At 68.1% G+C, this 16,836-nt stretch carries 15 protein-coding genes; 5 read left to right on the top strand and 10 right to left on the bottom strand.

The genetic code is table 11. From position 1 onward, the window contains the following. Positions 1 to 149: 149 nt before the first annotated feature. The 4 genes from VGN58_RS16335 to VGN58_RS16320 form a co-directional block, all read right to left on the bottom strand. A complete protein-coding gene (locus tag VGN58_RS16335) occupies positions 150 to 920 on the bottom strand; it encodes an endonuclease/exonuclease/phosphatase family protein (RefSeq protein WP_327484231.1) in 771 nt (256 codons plus the stop codon). A 23-nt stretch (positions 921 to 943) separates the two neighbouring features. Beyond that, positions 944 to 1,774, bottom strand: coding sequence for a thiol:disulfide interchange protein DsbA/DsbL (locus VGN58_RS16330; protein ID WP_327484230.1), 831 nt, complete (start codon positions 1,772 to 1,774; stop codon positions 944 to 946). A gap of 97 nt (positions 1,775 to 1,871) precedes the next feature. Then, complete coding sequence (locus VGN58_RS16325; protein WP_327484229.1) at positions 1,872 to 2,519, bottom strand: thiol:disulfide interchange protein DsbA/DsbL; 648 nt, start codon at positions 2,517 to 2,519, stop codon at positions 1,872 to 1,874. Between the two features lie 129 nt (positions 2,520 to 2,648). Beyond that, positions 2,649 to 3,431, bottom strand: coding sequence for a c-type cytochrome (locus VGN58_RS16320; RefSeq protein WP_327484228.1), 783 nt, complete (start codon positions 3,429 to 3,431; stop codon positions 2,649 to 2,651). Positions 3,432 to 3,559: 128 nt separating this feature from the next. Here VGN58_RS16320 and yihA point away from each other — a divergent pair, with 128 nt between their 5' ends. Further along, a complete protein-coding gene (gene yihA / locus VGN58_RS16315; protein ID WP_327484227.1) occupies positions 3,560 to 4,162 on the top strand; it encodes a ribosome biogenesis GTP-binding protein YihA/YsxC in 603 nt (200 codons plus the stop codon). Between the two features lie 9 nt (positions 4,163 to 4,171). Here yihA and VGN58_RS16310 read toward each other — a convergent pair whose 3' ends face one another. Next, positions 4,172 to 4,864 carry a VIT1/CCC1 transporter family protein gene (locus tag VGN58_RS16310; protein ID WP_414710831.1) on the bottom strand — a complete coding sequence of 231 codons (693 nt, stop codon included), beginning with the start codon at positions 4,862 to 4,864 and terminating at the stop codon, positions 4,172 to 4,174. Between the two features lie 185 nt (positions 4,865 to 5,049). On the opposite strand from VGN58_RS16310, the gene VGN58_RS16305 reads away from it, so the two are divergent. Next, a complete protein-coding gene (locus VGN58_RS16305; protein WP_327484682.1) occupies positions 5,050 to 6,429 on the top strand; it encodes a glutamate--cysteine ligase in 1,380 nt (459 codons plus the stop codon). 809 nt (positions 6,430 to 7,238) lie between these two features. Here VGN58_RS16305 and VGN58_RS16300 read toward each other — a convergent pair. The 5 genes from VGN58_RS16300 to VGN58_RS16280 form a co-directional block, all read right to left on the bottom strand. After that, complete coding sequence (locus VGN58_RS16300) at positions 7,239 to 7,871, bottom strand: hypothetical protein (RefSeq protein ID WP_327484225.1); 633 nt, start codon at positions 7,869 to 7,871, stop codon at positions 7,239 to 7,241. A 140-nt stretch (positions 7,872 to 8,011) separates the two neighbouring features. Next, entirely contained in the window at positions 8,012 to 9,508 is a 1,497-nt protein-coding gene (locus tag VGN58_RS16295) for a bifunctional diguanylate cyclase/phosphodiesterase (RefSeq protein ID WP_327484224.1), read from the bottom strand. Positions 9,509 to 9,618: 110 nt separating this feature from the next. Further along, positions 9,619 to 9,915: a hypothetical protein gene (locus VGN58_RS16290; protein WP_327484223.1), complete on the bottom strand. Its 297-nt coding sequence runs from the start codon at positions 9,913 to 9,915 to the stop codon at positions 9,619 to 9,621. A gap of 385 nt (positions 9,916 to 10,300) precedes the next feature. Further along, entirely contained in the window at positions 10,301 to 10,492 is a 192-nt protein-coding gene (locus VGN58_RS16285) for a hypothetical protein (RefSeq protein WP_327484222.1), read from the bottom strand. Positions 10,493 to 10,567: 75 nt separating this feature from the next. Then, on the bottom strand, positions 10,568 to 14,230 hold the full coding sequence (locus VGN58_RS16280; RefSeq protein ID WP_327484221.1) for an ATP-binding protein: 3,663 nt from the start codon (positions 14,228 to 14,230) through the stop codon (positions 10,568 to 10,570). Positions 14,231 to 14,274: 44 nt separating this feature from the next. Here VGN58_RS16280 and VGN58_RS16275 point away from each other — a divergent pair, with 44 nt between their 5' ends. The 3 genes from VGN58_RS16275 (at position 14,275) to VGN58_RS16265 (ending at position 16,836) form a co-directional block, all read left to right on the top strand. Next, complete coding sequence (locus VGN58_RS16275) at positions 14,275 to 14,919, top strand: response regulator transcription factor (protein WP_327484220.1); 645 nt, start codon at positions 14,275 to 14,277, stop codon at positions 14,917 to 14,919. Between the two features lie 477 nt (positions 14,920 to 15,396). Then, a complete protein-coding gene (locus VGN58_RS16270) occupies positions 15,397 to 15,546 on the top strand; it encodes a hypothetical protein (protein ID WP_327484219.1) in 150 nt (49 codons plus the stop codon). A gap of 12 nt (positions 15,547 to 15,558) precedes the next feature. Further along, positions 15,559 to 16,836, top strand: coding sequence for an HlyD family secretion protein (locus VGN58_RS16265; protein WP_327484218.1), 1,278 nt, complete (start codon positions 15,559 to 15,561; stop codon positions 16,834 to 16,836).

Genomic DNA, 16,836 nt, shown 5'->3' with positions numbered 1-16,836 from the left:
GGCGGGTCCAATCCGGCCAGCGGCCACGTGTCCGGTGATGGATCCGGTGTCTGCAAGTACGGCTTCGCATGCGGGGCCGTCGACGGCGCCCGCGTGCGGCTTTGCGCGTGGCCGGCTGCCGGTCGCCTGCGATCGATGACCCTGTGGCGTCAGCGCAACGCGCTGTCCGGCACGTCGATGTCCATCGCCAGCGCCAGGTGATCCGAGTTGGCGGCGGGCATGGCGCGGGCGTTGTCGCCCCGCAGGCCTTCACTGAGCAGGATGTGGTCGATCGCGCGCTGCGGGCGCCAGCTGGGGAACGTGGGCACGCAGAACGCCGGCGGAACAAGACGGGTGCGCTTGTAGAGCAGTTCCATCTCCGGCGTATCGGGCACGCAGTTGAAATCGCCCATCAGCACCGCGTGCGGGTGGTCGGACAGCAGTTCGCCGATGAAGGCCAGCTGCGAGCGGCGCGAGTTGGCGCCCAGCGACAGGTGCGCCACCGCCACGGTCAGGCCTTCGTCGCCTTCGCCGAAGCGCGCCATCAGCACGCCGCGGCCGCTGATGCGGCCGGGCAGACTGTGGTCGGTCACTTCGACCGGCTCCAGTTTGCTGAGCAGGCCGTTGGCGCTGCCCGCCACGCGCGCGACATTGCGGTTGGGCTGGTGCGTCCAGTAGTCGAAGCCGGCACGCTCGGCGAGGTAGTGCGTCTGGTTGGTGAAGCCCGAGCGCAGGCTGCCGGGGTCGGCTTCCTGCAGGCCGACGATGTCGTGCTCGCCGGCCAGCTGCGCGATCGCGTCCAGGCTGCCGCGCTTGTTGCCCGCCGGCAGCGCATGCGACCAGCTGCGGGTCACGTAGTCGCTGTAGCGGCGGGTGCTGGAACCGGCCTGGATATTGGCGCTGAGCAGCCGCAGCCGCCGCGTGGCCGGAGTGTCGGTCATCGACGTGGGGACGTGGCCGCGACTCAGCGCTGCGCGCGCTCCATCGCGACCAGGTGATCGGCGATGCGCAGCACGTCGGCGTAGGTCTGGCCGCCGGTGACGCGGTACTTGCCGTTGACGATGATGGTCGGCGTGCCTTCCACGCCGGTGCTCCTGGCGAACTGCATGCCGCGGTTGACCTGCGAGTTGGTGCCGAAGCTGTTCATCAGCGACACGAATTCCTTCGCGTCCACGCCGTACTGCTGCGCGTACCAGGCGGCGATGGTGGCCGCATCGGTCGGCGGCCGGCCTTCGCCCGGCAGCGTGCGCTGCAGGTGGATGGCGGCGAACACGGCGTCGTGGCTGCGGTCGACCAGGCCCTTGCTCTGCGCCGCGTAGAACGCGTGGGCGTAGGGCTTCCAGACGGGGCCGAAGACGACCGGCACGTAGGTCACGCGCACGTCGGCGGGCTGCCTGCGCTTCCATGCCGAGACTTCCGGCGCGAAGCGGGCGCAGGCCGGGCAGACGTAGCCGAACACCTCGACCACTTCGATCTTGCCGTTGAGCGGCGCATACGGCTGGCCGTTGGGGATCACCACATAGTCGGTGCCCGCCACCGGCGCCGGGCCCTGGGGCGGCACGACGGGATTGGTGTTGGCAGCGGCGGCGGTGTCCGTACTGGCGCCGTCGGTCGGCGTGGCGGTGGTGGCGTCGGCCGGCGTGGCCGCGGCGTCCGTGGCCGGCGCGGGTGCGGCATCAGTCGTCGTGGCGGCGGGCGTCTCGGCGGCCGGGGTGGCGTCGGTGGCCGGCTTCGGACCACAGGCGGCCATCAGCGGCAGCAACAGGGACAGCATCAGGACGTGGCGGGATTTCATCGCGCGAACTCCATGGATCTGAGGAAAGAGGTGCCGGCCAGGGGCCGGAGACATCGCATTCTGCATGGCGCCCGTGGCGGTCGCCATGACGGAATCGTCACTTGCGGGCGCGCTCGCGGGCGACCAGGCGATCGGCGATCTCCAGGCGGTCGCTGTAGTCGCGGCCGCCGGTCACGCGGTACTTGCCGTTGACGATGAGCGTCGGCGTGCCTTCCACGCCGGCGGCGGCGACCCAGTCGCGCGCCTTCGCCAGCTGCGCGTCCACCTCGGGTCCGCGCAGGGCGGCCATGAACTTCGCCCGGTCCACGCCCTGGCTGGCGTAGAAGGCGGCGATCTCGTCGGCCGACGCGTTCTGGATGGGCAGGCTTCCGGTCTTGTGCAGGGCATCGAACACGGCCTGGTGGGTGCGTTCCTGCACGCCCAGCTGCTGCGCGGCGAAGAAGGCGCGCGCATACGGGATCCAGTAGCCACCGAAGGCGGCCGGGACCGGCGTCAGCTTCACGTCGCGCGGCAGGGTCTTCTTCCAGGTGGCGAGGATCGGCTCCAGGTGGGCGCAGTGGATGCAGGTGTAGCCGAACACCTCCGCCACCTCGATCCTGCCCTTGGCCGGCGCGAACGGCTTGCCGTCCGGGATCACTTCGTAGTCCCGGCCTTCGACCAGGGCGGGTGCCGGCGGTGCGGCAAGGGTGGCGACCGGCAGCAGGGCCAGCAGGGTGATCAGCACGGGCAGCAGACGCGACACCATCGGGACTCTTCCTTTGCATACGGGCCCGGCGAGCGGGCATCGCGGAAAAAAGAAACGCCGGCCATGGTGGGGCCGGCGCGATGAACAGGAGCTTGAACGTCCGGCCGCGCAGGCGGCGGACGTCGGGGATTACTTGCTGCCGGCCTTGGCCGCGGCGAGGTCGTCGGCACGCGCATGCAGGCCCTGCAGGTAGCTGGCCAGCGCCTGGATCTCCTGCTCGGTCAGCGGGGCGGCGACCTGCGCCATGATGTTGAAGTGCGCGGCATCCTTCAGCGTGGTCGTGCCGGCCTTGTACTCGGTCAGGCGACGCACGGTGTAGTCCTGCATCTGGCCGCCGATGTGCGGGTAGGCCGGGCCCGGGTTGCCGCCGCCGGTCGGGCCGTGGCAGGCCATGCAGGCGGGGATGCCGCGCTGGGCATCGCCGCTGCGGTACAGCTGCTGGCCCACTTCGTAGAACTTCATGCCCTTGTACGGACCGTCGGCGACGACGCTGTCGTCGGCCAGGCCGGCGCCCGACTTCTGGGTGGCGAAATACGCACCGACATCGCGCATGTCCTGCGCGCTGAGGGTCTGGGCGAACGGGGCCATCACGGCCGCCATGCCGGTGTTGCGCTCGCCCGAGGCGAACAGCGCCAGCTGCTGCGCCACGTAGCGCTCGCTCTGGCCGGCGATGCGCGGGTACTGCGGGTCGGTCGGGTTGCCGTCGGCGCCGTGGCAGGCCGCGCAGGCGGCGGCCTTGGTCTGGCCGGCCTTCGCGTCGCCCCAGGTGGTCTTGGCCAGGTCGATCTCCAGCGGCGCGGTTTCCACCGGCGCGTTGTCCGGCACCGGAACCACCGTGGTCTGTGCAAAAGCGACTGCGCCCACGGCCAACACGGCCAGTCCGGCAAGTCCCATAACGCGAGCGTGGCGCATGCTAAAGCTCCGAAACCCTTGACTGAGGCGGCACCCGGAGGGCCGCGAAACCCGCGAATTATCGTCGCGGCGGCCCGTTGCGGTCAATTCAGCACGGCGCGCGGGCCCGCCCGTGCGATCCTAGTGCCATGTCGAACCCCCTGAATTCCGCCACCTACCTGCTCTCCGCCCATACCCCGCGCCAGTTGCCCGAGGATGGTGGATTCGAAGTGGCCTTCGCCGGCCGTTCCAATGCCGGCAAGTCCAGTGCGCTCAATGCGCTGGTCAACCACAACCGTCTGGCCCGCGTGTCCAAGACGCCCGGCCGTACCCAGCAGCTGGTGTTCTTCCAGGTGCAGCCCGAGCGCTACCTGGTGGATCTGCCCGGCTACGGGTATGCCAAGGTGCCGCAGGACCTGCAGGCCCACTGGCAGGCGTTCATCGACCGCTACTTCCGCACCCGTGAGGCGCTGAAGGGGCTGGTGGTGGTGATGGACATCCGCCATCCGCTGAAGGACTACGACCGCCAGATGCTGGGCTACGCGGTGCAGCGCGGCCTGCCGGCGCATGCGCTGCTGACCAAGGCCGACAAGCTGGGGCGCGGCCAGCAGGGCAATGCGCTGCAGGCGGTGAAGAAGGACCTGTTCTCCTCGTTCGGGGACACCGTCAGCGTGCAGACGTTTTCCGCCGAGTCCAAGCAGGGCGTGGACGAGGCCCGCACGATCGTGGGCAACTGGCTGGAACTGGCCTGAGCAGGGTGCTCAGGCGCTGACGTGGAACAGGCGGCCGACCAGCGCCGCCGCCGCCATCGCCATCGCGCCCCAGAAGCCGACCCGCCACGCGCCGCGCAGCACCGGTGCGCCGCCGACCCGCGCGGCCAGGCCGCCGGACAGCAGCAATCCCACCAGCGTGGCCGCCGTGGTCACCATCGCCACGCGGTCCGGCGGGGCCAGCAGCGTGGTCGCGATCGGCAGCAGGGCGCCGACCGTGAACGCGCCCGCCGAGGCCAGCGCGGCCTGCACGGGACGCGCGCGCAGGGTCTCGGTGATGCCCAGTTTGTCGCGCATGTGCGACGCGAGCGCATCGTGCGCGGTCAGCTGTTCGGCGACCTGGCGCGCCAACGCCGGCTCCAGTCCGCGCGCGACATAGATCTGCGTCAGTTCGGCCAGTTCCCCGTCCGGCATCTCGCGCAGCTCGCGCGTTTCCAGGGCGAGCGCCGCGGCCTCGGTATCGGCCTGCGATTGCACCGACACGTATTCGCCTGCCGCCATCGACATCGCGCCGGCGACCAGTCCTGCCACGCCGGTGACCAGGATCGTCGACGGCGTCGCGCCGCTGGCCGCCACGCCCACCACTAGGCCCGCCACGGAGACGATGCCGTCGTTGGCGCCGAGCACGGCGGCGCGCAGCCAGCCGACGCGATCGGTGCGATGGCGTTCGAGGTGGCGCAGCATCGTGTCGCGGACAGGACGGGGCATGCGGGACAGCCTACGCCCGGGCGCGTATGGCGTCACCACGCCGTCCGCCATCATCGCCATGGATGGGATGCTGCGGCGTTGCGGTGGCGATGAACGCGTGAGGGCGGTCACGCTATAGTGCCGCCCTCGCCACGCCGCCCGATCGGTGCGGCTTTCCCCCTCTGCGAGTTCCGCCCTTGTCCAGTCCCAGCCACGTCGCCGACACGCTGATCACCGACCGTACGCAACTGGTCGACTACATCGCCTCCGGCGAGAAGCCGGTACAGGACTGGCGCATCGGCACCGAGCACGAGAAGTTCGGCTTCCGCCTCGACGACCTGCGGCCGCCGACCTTCGACGGCGAGCGCGGCATCGAGGCCCTGCTGAAGGGCCTGACCCGCTTCGGCTGGGAGGCGATCGAGGAGAAGGGGCGCGTCATCGCCCTGTCCAAGGATGGTGCCTCGGTCACCCTGGAGCCGGCGGGCCAGCTGGAACTCTCGGGCGCGGCCCTGGAGACGATCCACGAAACCTGCGTCGAAGTCGGCACGCACCTGAAGGAAGTGAAGCAGGTCGCCGACGAGCTGCAGCTCGGCTTCCTCGGCATGGGCTTCCAGCCCAAGTGGCGTCGCGACGAGATGCCGTGGATGCCGAAGGGCCGCTACCAGATCATGAAGGCGTACATGCCCAAGGTCGGCCAGCTCGGCCTGGACATGATGACGCGCACCTGCACGGTGCAGGTCAACCTGGACTACGCCAGCGAAGCGGACATGGTGAAGAAGTTCCGCGTGTCGCTGGCGCTGCAGCCGGTGGCCACGGCGCTGTTCGCCGACTCGCCGTTCACCGAGGGCAGGCCGAACGGCTACCAGAGCTACCGTTCGCATATCTGGACCGACACGGACGGCGACCGCACCGGCATGCTGGACTTCGTCTTCGAGGACGGCTTCGGTTACGAGCGCTACGTCGACTACCTGCTCGACGTGCCGATGTACTTCTCCTACCGCGACGGCATCTACCACGACGCCAGCGGCAAGTCGTTCCGCGCGTTCCTGCGCGGCGAACTCGACGTGCTGCCCGGCGCGCTGCCGACGCTGCGCGACTGGTCCGACCACATGACCACCGCCTTCCCGGAAGTGCGGATGAAGAAGTTCCTGGAGATGCGCGGCGCCGACAGCGGCCCCTGGAACCGCATCTGCGCGCTGCCCGCGTTCTGGGTGGGCCTGCTGTACGACGACGCCGCGCTCGATGCGGCGTGGGACCTGGTCAAGGACTTCTCGCTGGCCGAGCGCCACGCCTTGCGCGACGGCGTCCCGAAGCATGCGCTGAAGCTGCCCTTCCGCGACGGCACCGTCCGCGACCTCGCCCGCGAGGCGGTGAAGATCGCCATCGGCGGCCTGCAGCGCCGCGCGCGCCTCAGCAGCAAGGGCGTGGACGAGAGCGGCTTCCTCGATGCGCTGGTCGAGATCGTCGAGGCCAACGAGACCTCGGCCGAGCGCAAGCTCGCGCTCTTCCACGGCGAGTGGAACGGTGACATCGACCGCGTGTTCCGCGAGTTCGCGTACTAGGTAAACGCGGCTCATGCTTCAGCGGTTCCGCCACGTGCGGGGGGGCGCGTTTTCCGCTGGTTTGCTGTCTTGTCTCGCTGAGCCTGATGATTCGAGGCTGCCTGCACACGGAATCGGCGCACGAGCGATGGGCGGAGTGGATCGACACACTGCAAGTTGGACGACCCCTGATCGAGCGCCTGCTTTTGCGCTTTCGTGTTGATCGCGCGTAAGCAATGATCGGGTGATCAGAAGTCCAAAGTTGGGCCCGTTTGGTTAGGCATAGTTAGGCCATAGCTGCCCTTAAGGACACTGACTATGCCTCTGGCCGCGGCCATAGTTGGGTCCTATAGGGCCTCTGACGGCTAGAGAAAGGTTGCAGGCCCCGTTTGCTGGGCTGTGAGAGTATTCGAGGGCGCGATAGGAGCCAGCGATGAACTCTTCGATCAACAGAACTTTGTACGCTTTAGCCCGCGAAGTGATTTCAGGGCGTATCGCAGTTCTGTCGGGCCAGCTTTCGCGTGAGCGGAGTAGGCCAGATCAGGACGGCGCTTTATGCACTGAGATCCAGGAGAGCATGGCTCAACTGTTCTTGGAGCGAGAAGCCCTGTCGTCTATCGACCGCGCCCCACTAGAAAAAGCGATCCGCAAACATGCGAGGTCTATTGCAGGGGCGACGTCGCGTGCACGAGAAGCACGATGTCCCGCGTATAGTAGGAACTAGCGGACAGTGGCTCGTGATCTTCGTGACCCCTACGAAGACGTTGCCCATGAGCGGTATACGGCGTAGGAGGAAATCAGCCGGCAACATGCTTGGGCAGGCATCTAGTTTACTCCTGCAACGGTTGCAACATGCTGCGCATCAACGCGCCGCCGGGAGCGCCTGCACAGCGGTTCACGCATCGTCGGTCCGGGTGCTTGCCATGGCCCCAGAGAGCGCATTCGACCCACGGCCACTGACTGAGCCAGCAGCCATGCACGTTGGCACTGCTGTTCGCCGCGCACAGTGTCTCGCGCAGCACCTCATCGGTGTGCCGCCGAGGCGTACAACGCGGAGCGCGGGGGTTGAAGATGCCATCGACAATTCGGCGGGCGTGGCGTGCATTGAGGTGGGCGCCCGTACTACGTAGGGACGGAAAGATGTATTCGTGGGGTTGCCGTCGGGCCAGTCCGACCCAGGTGGCCAGCACCGAAGTGGCCTGATCATCCAGGTGAACTCGGCGACTGCCACGACGTCCGACGAAGTTGAGCACGAAACTTTGCGTGGGGTCCTCACGCTCCAGTTGGTGTACGCGACACTTGACTAGCTGCTCCATGCTCAGCGGCGTGCAAGCATACAACTCCACCAAGGCCGCATCACGCAGCCTGCCTTCGCGCAGGAGCATGGACAGCGCTTCTGGCACCTGGTCATCGGAAAACTCCACTCGCGTTCCCACTGCCGCATCCTCGCTGTCTTCAATCACGTCTCGTGCGCTCATCTGGGCGCACTTCCCTTCTGTGGGAAATACGCAAATCGGTCGTCGGTGGAGGCAGGCCCCCCGGTGATACGGGCGGGTGAACTCTAGTTTGTAGTGGCCGTTACACAATTCCGGCATGCTCGGGCTCAGGCTTCTAGGAACCGTTGCAGGCTGTCGGCGGCCGAACGCGCCGCGGCTAGCGTAGGGCCTAGCGCCGCGGCAGAAGCCGGTCGGCCGATCAGGTACCCCTGGACGGCATCGCACTCCATCTGCGCCAGCAAGGCCTGCTGGGCGTGCGTCTCGACGCCTTCGGCCACGACGTACAGACCCATGGCCTTGCCCAGTGTGATGATGGCCCGCACGATGGCGGCGTCTTCCTCGCAGTCCACGATGCCGTCGACAAAGCTGCGGTCGATCTTGAGCTCCTGGATCGGCATGCGCTTGAGGTGCGCCAAGCTGGAATGCCCCACCCCGAAGTCATCCAGGGCGATACACACGCCGCTGTCGGCCAGCTGGCGCAGCACCATCATGCTGCTCTGGGCCTGTGTCATGGCGTTGGACTCGGTGACCTCGATGCACAAGCAACTGGGGTCCAGTCCGTGACGCTCCAGGGCCGTGGCCACATCGAAGACGAAGGAGGTCGAGTTGATCTGGAAGACCGAGGCATTGACGGCCACCTTGCAGTTCACGCCCAGCTCATCGCGCCAGCTGCGCATCTGCCGGCAGGCCTCATCGATCACCCAGCGGCCGACTTCCACTATCATGCCGGTCTTCTCGGCCACCGAAATGAAGTAGTCCGGGGCGATCGCGCCCAGGGTGGGATGGTCCCAGCGTAGCAGCGCTTCCACGCCCACGACCACGCCGCTTTGTAGGTCCTGCTTGGGCTGGTAGGCCAAGTACATCTGCTGCTCCGATAGCGCCTTGCGCAAGTCACCGATCATGAGTTCGATTTCGGCCGCGTTGCCCGAGAGCGCGGCGTTGAACAGGCAGAAACGGTTACGACCCGATTCCTTGGCCTCGGCCAGCGCCTGGCTTGCATTGGCCAGCAGTCGGCGGCGGTGGTCGCACTTGGCGTTATCTACCGCGATGCCGATGCTGACGGTCAGATCTACCGTGGTGCCTTGAATCACGAAGGACGGCTCCATGCACCGCAGCAGACGGCGGGCCATCGTCTTGAGCTGGACGGCATCCTCGAAGGGGGCCAGCACGGCGAACTCATCACCGGGCAGGCGCGCAAGGAAGGCGCCGGTGCCTACCTGAGCGCGAATGCGCGCGGCGATCAGCATCAGCAGCTTGTTGCCGAATTCATGGCCGCGCAGCTGGTTGATGGCACGAAAACCGTCGGCGCCGAGGACCAGCAGCCCTTCGGGCCTGGCACCGGGTACCGCACGCAGGCGCTGTTCCAACTGCAGCTGGCCCGGCAGGCCAGTCAGCGCGTCGTACATCGGATTATCCGCCACCGGCGCCGCGGGCGCTTTTGTTTGCAGGCTGATCTGCGGGGCCACGGCGGCCGCTAGGTGGCGCTGCCACAGCGCCAACACAGGAAGCAGCAGGATCCAGCCGTGGACACTGGAGTCAGTGACCACGCTGCCTACGGTGTGCATTACAACCTGCAGAGAGGAAAGAATCTGTGTGGCAATCATGGCGCACCTCAATGACGAGCGCGGATAGCTCACAGACATTGTTGAAGGCATCATTCGTGCGCCCAATACAACATCTCTGAATCCCAGTCCTTGGGCGCTACGACGTTTGTTCAGCCCGGGGCGGCGTGCGAAACCGAAGCAACCTCATCGCGCAAGCCCAAGCGCTCGATCTCCAAAGCAAGCAGGAGCTCCAGGTTGTCCAACGACTGACGGATCTCCAGATTGGCCTGACGGTGCTGGTGGTCGTGGTCAAGATGCGTGTGTAGCAAGGACGCCATGACGGGAAAGAGCACGTCGGGATCGATGCTCGCCGCCTGCTTGAGCAGCTGCACCAGCACACGCGTGCGGCAAGGGGCCGCGTTGGCCGAAAATGAGTCGCGGGTGACGATGTTAACCATCTGGTTCATGACAGGCTCCAGGCAAAGGCGCTTTTTTCTTTCGAGGGCCCCACCTTGCGCCCGCCACGGGGAGCGACCTATGCAATTTCTACGAATGCTGAGGCCAGTCGCGCATCACTGCTCAATTTGGTTCAGAAGATCCAAGATCTCCGCTTGTTGAATAGGCGCTGCGCATAGATTGAGCTAATCTTGTAGACGATGCGCTCGCTTGGCTAGCGCACGCGCGCAATAGTGTTCAACCCCGCCTGTGATGCGATGCACAGCTCGGGCACAGGCAGCGGCTCCTGCACGATTAACGCCGCGCGCGGTCGGCCTTCGCGCTCAGCCCGGTCTGCCCACGCGTCACTGCTGATGCCGGGTGTTTTGCGCAGGTTCAGGCGCTCCAGGTCTGGGGTCAGCTCAGGGTCGTCCAGCGCCTGGCGGATGCCGACGTTGGTCTGTGGATAGTTGCGCGCGTGGTCGAGGTGCAGCGCAGCAGCGTGGCCATGACTGGGAACACTACGTCGGCGTCGCCGCGGGCGGCCCATTGCAGCAGTTCGACAATGGCCTGCGCGGCGTGCGTGTCGGGGGCGACCACCGGATTCATGGCAGGGCTCCGGAAGGCGAGCGGATCGGTTCCTCTGCCACCTTGCCCCCGAGGCCGAGGGCGCCGATGCAATCCCTACAAATCCGACGCCCACGCCGCCAGGCCGGCGCTCAGTGCATCCAGGAACGCGGCGACCTCCTCGACAGGGAGCGGCGCGTCCGTGGCCTCCAGTCGCGCCTGCAGCGTGCGGGCGCGCGTGGCCAGTCCGGTCGCGCCGACCGCGCCCAGGCCGCCGGCCATGCGATGAAGATGTTCGGCGGCGCGCGTTCGGTCGCCCTCGGCCAAGGCCGCATGTGCGGCCCGCATGTCCGCCTGAGTCGCGGTGGCGAGCGATCCGACCATCGCGTCCACGGCGGCGGCCGAGCCGAACCGGGCCAGCAACTGCGCGCGTTTCGGCAACGTGGAAGCCGCCGGGGCTTCGGCGTCCTGGGGCGGTGGAAGCGCGGGATCGGCCGGCATGCGCCAGCGCGCCTCGGCCGCCGGTTCGCCCACTTGCGCGTCCTCGGCGTCCGGCAGCCAGCGCAGCAGCATCGCGCGCAACGCGCCCAGGGTGAAGGGCTTGGCCAGAAAGTCGTCCATGCCGGCGGCGCGGCAGCGCTCGGCTTCCTCGGCGGACGCGTTGGCGGTGACCGCGACAATCGGCACCGGGCGCGAGGCGCCTTGCTCAGCTTCGCGCTGTCGGATCGCGCGGGTCAGCACGTAGCCGTCCATGCCGGGCATGCGGCAGTCGGTGAGGACCAAGTCGAAGCGGCGCTGCGTCCATTGCGCCAGCGCATCGTGGCCGTCGGTGGCCAGGGCATGCGCGAGGCCGAGCTGGCGCATCCGCCAGCGCATCAGCTCCTGGTTGGTAGGATGGTCCTCGACCACCAGCACCTGGCGATCGTGCAGGCGCTCGGGCAGGCGCTCGGGCAGGCGGTCGGCCGCCTCTCGGGCCACCTCGTCCACCGCGCGCGTCTCGTCGGGCAGCACCGGCAGCGCCAGTTCGAGCGCGATTCGCGTGCCCTGCCCGGGCGTGCTGTGCAGTACCAGCTGACCGTCCATCAGCGCCGCCAAGCGCCCGCAGATGCTAAGCCCCAGCCCGGTGCCGCCGTAACGCCGGGTGGTGGAGGCGTCGGCCTGGGTGAACGGCTCGAACAGGCGCGCCTGCTGCTCGGGCGGGATGCCGATGCCGGTATCGTCCACGCTCAGCCGCAGGCGCTGGCGCCCTTCGCTTTGATCCAGGCATTCCAGCGCTACCTCGATCCCGCCGTGCGCGGTGAACTTGATGGCGTTGCTTATCAGGTTGAACAGGATCTGTCGCAGCCGCACGCCGTCGCCTTCGTGGCGCGGCGCGACGCGTTCGTCGATCCGCGCGGTAATCCGCAGCCCCTTGCCGGCCGCCTGCGGCGCAAACATGCGCACCGTGTTGCGGACCAACCCGGCCACGTCGATCGGCGTGCGCTCCAGCGACAGCGCGCCGGCTTCGATCTTGGACAGGTCAAGGATGTCGTCGAGGATCTGCCGCAGCGTCTGCGCCGAATCCTCCACTACCGCCAGGATATGGCGCTGCTCGTCGTCCAGGCCGGTCCCGGCCAGGGTTTCGAGCATGCCCAGCACGCCGCTCATCGGCGTGCGGATCTCGTGGCTCATCGTGGCCAGGAACGTGGACTTGGCCTGCGCAGCCTGCTCGGCCAAGCCCCTGGCCGCTTCCAGCGCTTCGGCCTGCGCGCGCGCCTGGGTGACGTCGATCCAGTAGCCGCTCCATTGCGGCGTGCCGTCCTCAGCGCGGTTGAACTGGCCGCGCGAACGGATCCAGTTCACCCCACGCGCGGACGGCACGCGGAAGTAGATCGCGATGTCGGACAGGTCGCGATGCGCCTGCTCCATCGCTTCGGTCAGCGCGGGTCGGTCATCCGGATGCACGCGGTCGAACAGGGTGCGCTCGTCGGCCAGGGCCTGCTCGACGCCGACGCCGAACAGCGCCTGGATGTCGCCGGCGATGAAGGCGAACCGGAACTGCCCGCCGGGCGTGCGCTGCAACTGGTAGACCACCGCCGGCAGGTTGTCAGCCACTGCCTGCAGCCGCCGCTCCAGGCGCCGCCGGCGCACCACTTCGCGGCGCAGGCGCAGGTGCCCGGCGCCGTGCACCAGCGCGGCCGTGCCCAGCACCAGCAGCAGCGGCACGGCCCACTTGGCCACGCTGCGCCAGGCGAAACCGCTGTGGTATTCCACCGCCAGCCAGTCGCTTCGGATCGCCGCGCGCTCGCGCGGGGACATCTGCAGCAGCATGCGGTCGAACGCGCTGGCCACCGGTGCGTAGCGCTGGCGCACTGCCAAGCCGAGCCGGTCGTCGACGCCGGCCGGAGCGGCGACGTGCAGGTCGCCGGAGTAGGACTGGCGCAGCAGGTAGTCCACCGCCGCCAGGTTGCCGATATACGCATCGGCCTTGCCGTCGCGCACCAGCCGCAACGCGGCCGCGGCGCTGGCGGTCGCCACGACGGTCGCGCCGGGCGCCTGCGCTCGCAGCAGCGGGCCCAGGCGGTCGGGATCGGACAGCGCCACGCGCCGGCCGCCGAGGTCGCCCATGTCCAGCACCGGGTCGCTGCGGTCGCCGACCACGATCACGTTAGCGATGGTGAGGAAGGGGCGGCTGAAGACCCAGCCGGCCTGCCGCAGCGCGGCCTGCTCGGGCACGCCCATCACCACGTCGAGCTGGCCGTTGACCATGGCCTGGCGGATGTCGCGCCAATTGGCGTGCCGGCTCGCGGCCAGCTTCTGCGCGCCGGCCGCGCGGAAACGCTGCAGGTAATCGCCGGCCACCCCGGAGGGCTGACCCTCCTCGTCCACGAAGGAAATCGGCGCCCATGCCTGCGCGAAGCCCAGCCGCAACGGTTGCGCCAGCGCGGCCCGTTCCTCGGTGCTGAAGGCCGGGCCGCCCTGATTGCGCCAGCCCAGCGCCGGCAGCCAGCGCGCCTGCGTCGCCGCGACCGCGGCCGGGTCGGCCGCTGCCAGCGCCGCGTCCAGCGCCTCGGCCAGCGGCTGCTTGGCGTTGGGCACGGCGAAATGCAGTGCGCGCTGCGGCAGGTCAGCCGGCCGCAGCAGGCCAATACCGCGCAGGCTGGACTGCGCGATCAAGGCCGAGGCAACGTAGGCATTGCTAACGAACACGTCCGCGCGGCCTTCGGCTACGCTGCGCAGGCCCGACATCGCATCGGCGGCCGGCAAATGCATGGCCTGCGGATAGCGCCTTTTCGCATCGGCTTCCGCTTCGTGGTCGGCGATCACGCGCAGGCCTTCGAGCGCGGGGCTGGCCTGCGCGCGCGTGTCCTGCAAGCGCGTCACCAGCGCCACCGGTGCGTCGAGGTAGGGGCGGGTGAAGACCATGCAGCGCGTGCGCTCGGCCGTGAGCATGGCGTTCATCACCACGTCGATTTCACCGGCGCACGCGGCCTGCCGCAGCTGCTCCCAGCTGCCGAACCGGCGCGTGCGCAGCGCCAGCCCCAGCCGGCCCGTGCTCTGTTCGAGATAATCGTAGGCAAGCCCTCGCGGCTTGCCGTCCTGCCATTGCTCCAAGGGCGGACGTAGGTTGTCGTACACTCCCACCGTCACCGTGGGGTGGTCGCTGAGCCAGCGTTGCTGGTCCTGCGAAAGCGGAACTGCAGTCTGCTGCTGGGCGAGGGCGCTCGCCGCGCTCAGCCAGGCCACAAGGAGCAAGCCATAACGCAGTGCGCGCTTTTGAGCTTGGCTTGAACGGCTCATTCAGCTTTCCTCAGGTCCTTCGGCCTACTAACCGAGTCTAGCTCATGCGCGTTCGAGTCATCCTTGCAGACGATCATCCGGTGGTGCGCATCGGCGCCAAGGCGCTGATCGAGAACAGTGGCGTGGCCGACGTGGTCGCCGAGGCCAGCGGCACAGACGAACTCTTCAAGGCGCTGGATGAAACCGTCTGCGACGTTTTGGTCACCGACTTCTCGATGCCCGGCGGGCAGCAGCCGGACGGGCTGGCGATGCTGAGCTACATCCGCCGCCGCCATCCCAAGCTGCCAATCCTGATGCTGAGCATGGCCAACAACCTGGGCATCCTGCGCCTGGTGGCCGCGCAGGGCGTGCTCGGACTGATCGACAAGGCCGCTTCGCTGGATGAGCTACCAATGGCCATTCAGACCGTGCATCGCGGCAGCACCTACGTCAGCCGCGGGCTGAAAGACCGTATCGCCGAGATCGGCAGCGAAGCGGTGACGCCGGCCGGCACCAAGGCTCCGTCGCCACGCGAGATGGAGGTGCTGCGGCTGCTGGCCACCGGTCTGACGGTAACCCAGATCGCCGCGCAGCTCCACCGCAGCGTGACCACGATCAGCCGCCAGAAATCCGATGCGATGCGCAAGCTCGGCATTCACAATGACGCCGAACTGTTCGAGTTCCTGCGCGAGGAAGGGCTGGGCGGCTGAACCTGCGTCGTTCTTCGCCCGGCGGCCCGCGAACCGGCGGGTGTTCGCGCGAAAGGTGGAGCGCCGCCGCACTCGTGACGAATCGTTGTCGGCGTCAGCGTGTCGTTCTTGGTGGACGTGGATTGTGGGCCGCGCAGCCAAGCGCTCATCGGGCAATGTCGCGCAAATCGCACGCGGCGCCCGGCCGGCGGCGATCGACGACCCGGTCGTGCGCGCGCGAGAGAGAGAACGGCACTTCCCGGCATGCGCGAACACATCGCGCCGACACCGGCGCTGCATGCGGCGCGCACGGTCCGCCTATCGATGCGAGTGGTCTCTGTGGCGCTGCGACAAGCCCGCGCGAATCGGCGCTCCCGGCGACCGCACTGGCGCACTCTGGCTGCCGCATGGAATGCAACTTTTTGTATGTCGGCCCTGGTTCGTGCGCCACAACATGGCGTCGCTGCACGAGCAGCATGAACCAAGAGGAAGACAACAATGGTTGAGATGTCGATGAACGACGCGGCGAACGTCCGCGGCGGGTTTCCCTGGCTGATCGGCTACGCCCTGCTGGCCGCGGCGACCGCCGCCTTTGCGATGGTCATCACCGGCAATGGCAGCAAGCTGTTGCCGTGGAACTGGTGCTGATCCAGTGAGCTCGTGGCGTGGCGCCAAAAACGTCGTCGCGCCACGATTGAAGCCATGATAGAACTCGGAAAGATCGCCCCGCGCTCAACGCTGTCGCTGGCTGCTGTCGCCGGCCTGGTGCTGGTGCTGGCGCTTGTGCTCATAGCGGTGCTGACCCATGGCCGCTACGGCCGCACTGAAGAGGTGGGCGGCTACGTGGTGACCGGCAACATCGCCCGCGTTGGCGTCGACCGCCCTGGATTCATCGAGCAGCTGCTGGTCAAGCGCAGCGCGGCCGTCGTTCAGGGCCAGCCGCTGGCGCGCGTGCGCACCGCCGAATCCGATACGCTGGCCGGCGCCGGCACCGCTTCTTCCGCGGCATCGGTCGAGCGCTTCGAAGAGCTGCTGGTGCGGATCGACGCGCGCATCGCGCAGGCGCGGTCGGCGCACGCATCCGAGTTGCGCAGCTTGCAGGGCCGCCTGCAGCAGCTCGACGAGGAGACGCGCGCGCATGCCGATTCGCGGCGGCTGCTGGAGCGCCGCGTGGAGGTCTCCGCGAGCACGCGCGAGCGCTACCAAGCGCTGCACCGGGAGCGCTACGTTTCCACCGCGCAGCTGGAGGACATCGACGCCACGCACGACGCGTTGCTGCAGGAACTTACCGCGAACCGCGCGGCCGTACATGCGCTGACCCAGCGCCGGTATGAACTGGGCCAGGCGCGGATCAGCGCCGACAGCGCACTCGAGGCCCAGCTGACCGACCTAGTAATGCAGCGCAGCGACATTGCCGATCGGCTCAGCACCGCGCAGGGCCGCGGCGCGTTCTTCGTATTTGCCCCTGCCGCCGGCACCGTGGACACGGTCCATGTACGCGCAGGGCAGGAAGTCGCGCCGGGTCGGCCCATCATGTTGCTGCGCACCGGCGCCCCTTCAGAGCCGTTCGTGCTGCTCGACGTGCCGTCAAGCGCCGTCGGTATGACTCAGGTGGGCGCGCCGGTGACACTGCGCGTGGACGCGTTCCCCTACGAACGCTTTGGGCTGCTGCGCGGACGGGTCGCGCACGTCGCCCCGGGCACCACCCAGCGCCGCGAAGCGGGCGGCTCTTCCGACGAGGCGTCCTACGAAGTGCGGGTCCGGCTCGACGACGCCTCCTTCGACCGTATCCATCCCGATCGCCTGCTCGACGGCATGACCGTCGGCGCGAGCGTCCGACACGAGAAGCTCAGCCTCGCCCAATGGCTGTTCCTGCCAGTAAGCAAGGGCCTGGAGCGCAGGCAGGCGCACGCATCTTCGGCGCCGGCGGAGAAATGA

It is taken from the genome of Pseudoxanthomonas sp. (genome assembly GCF_035999195.1).
Taxonomy (GTDB): Bacteria; Pseudomonadota; Gammaproteobacteria; order Xanthomonadales; family Xanthomonadaceae; genus Pseudoxanthomonas_A.
The sequence above is the reverse complement of the archived record's forward strand: the minus strand, read 5'-3'. Positions and strand labels throughout refer to the sequence as shown.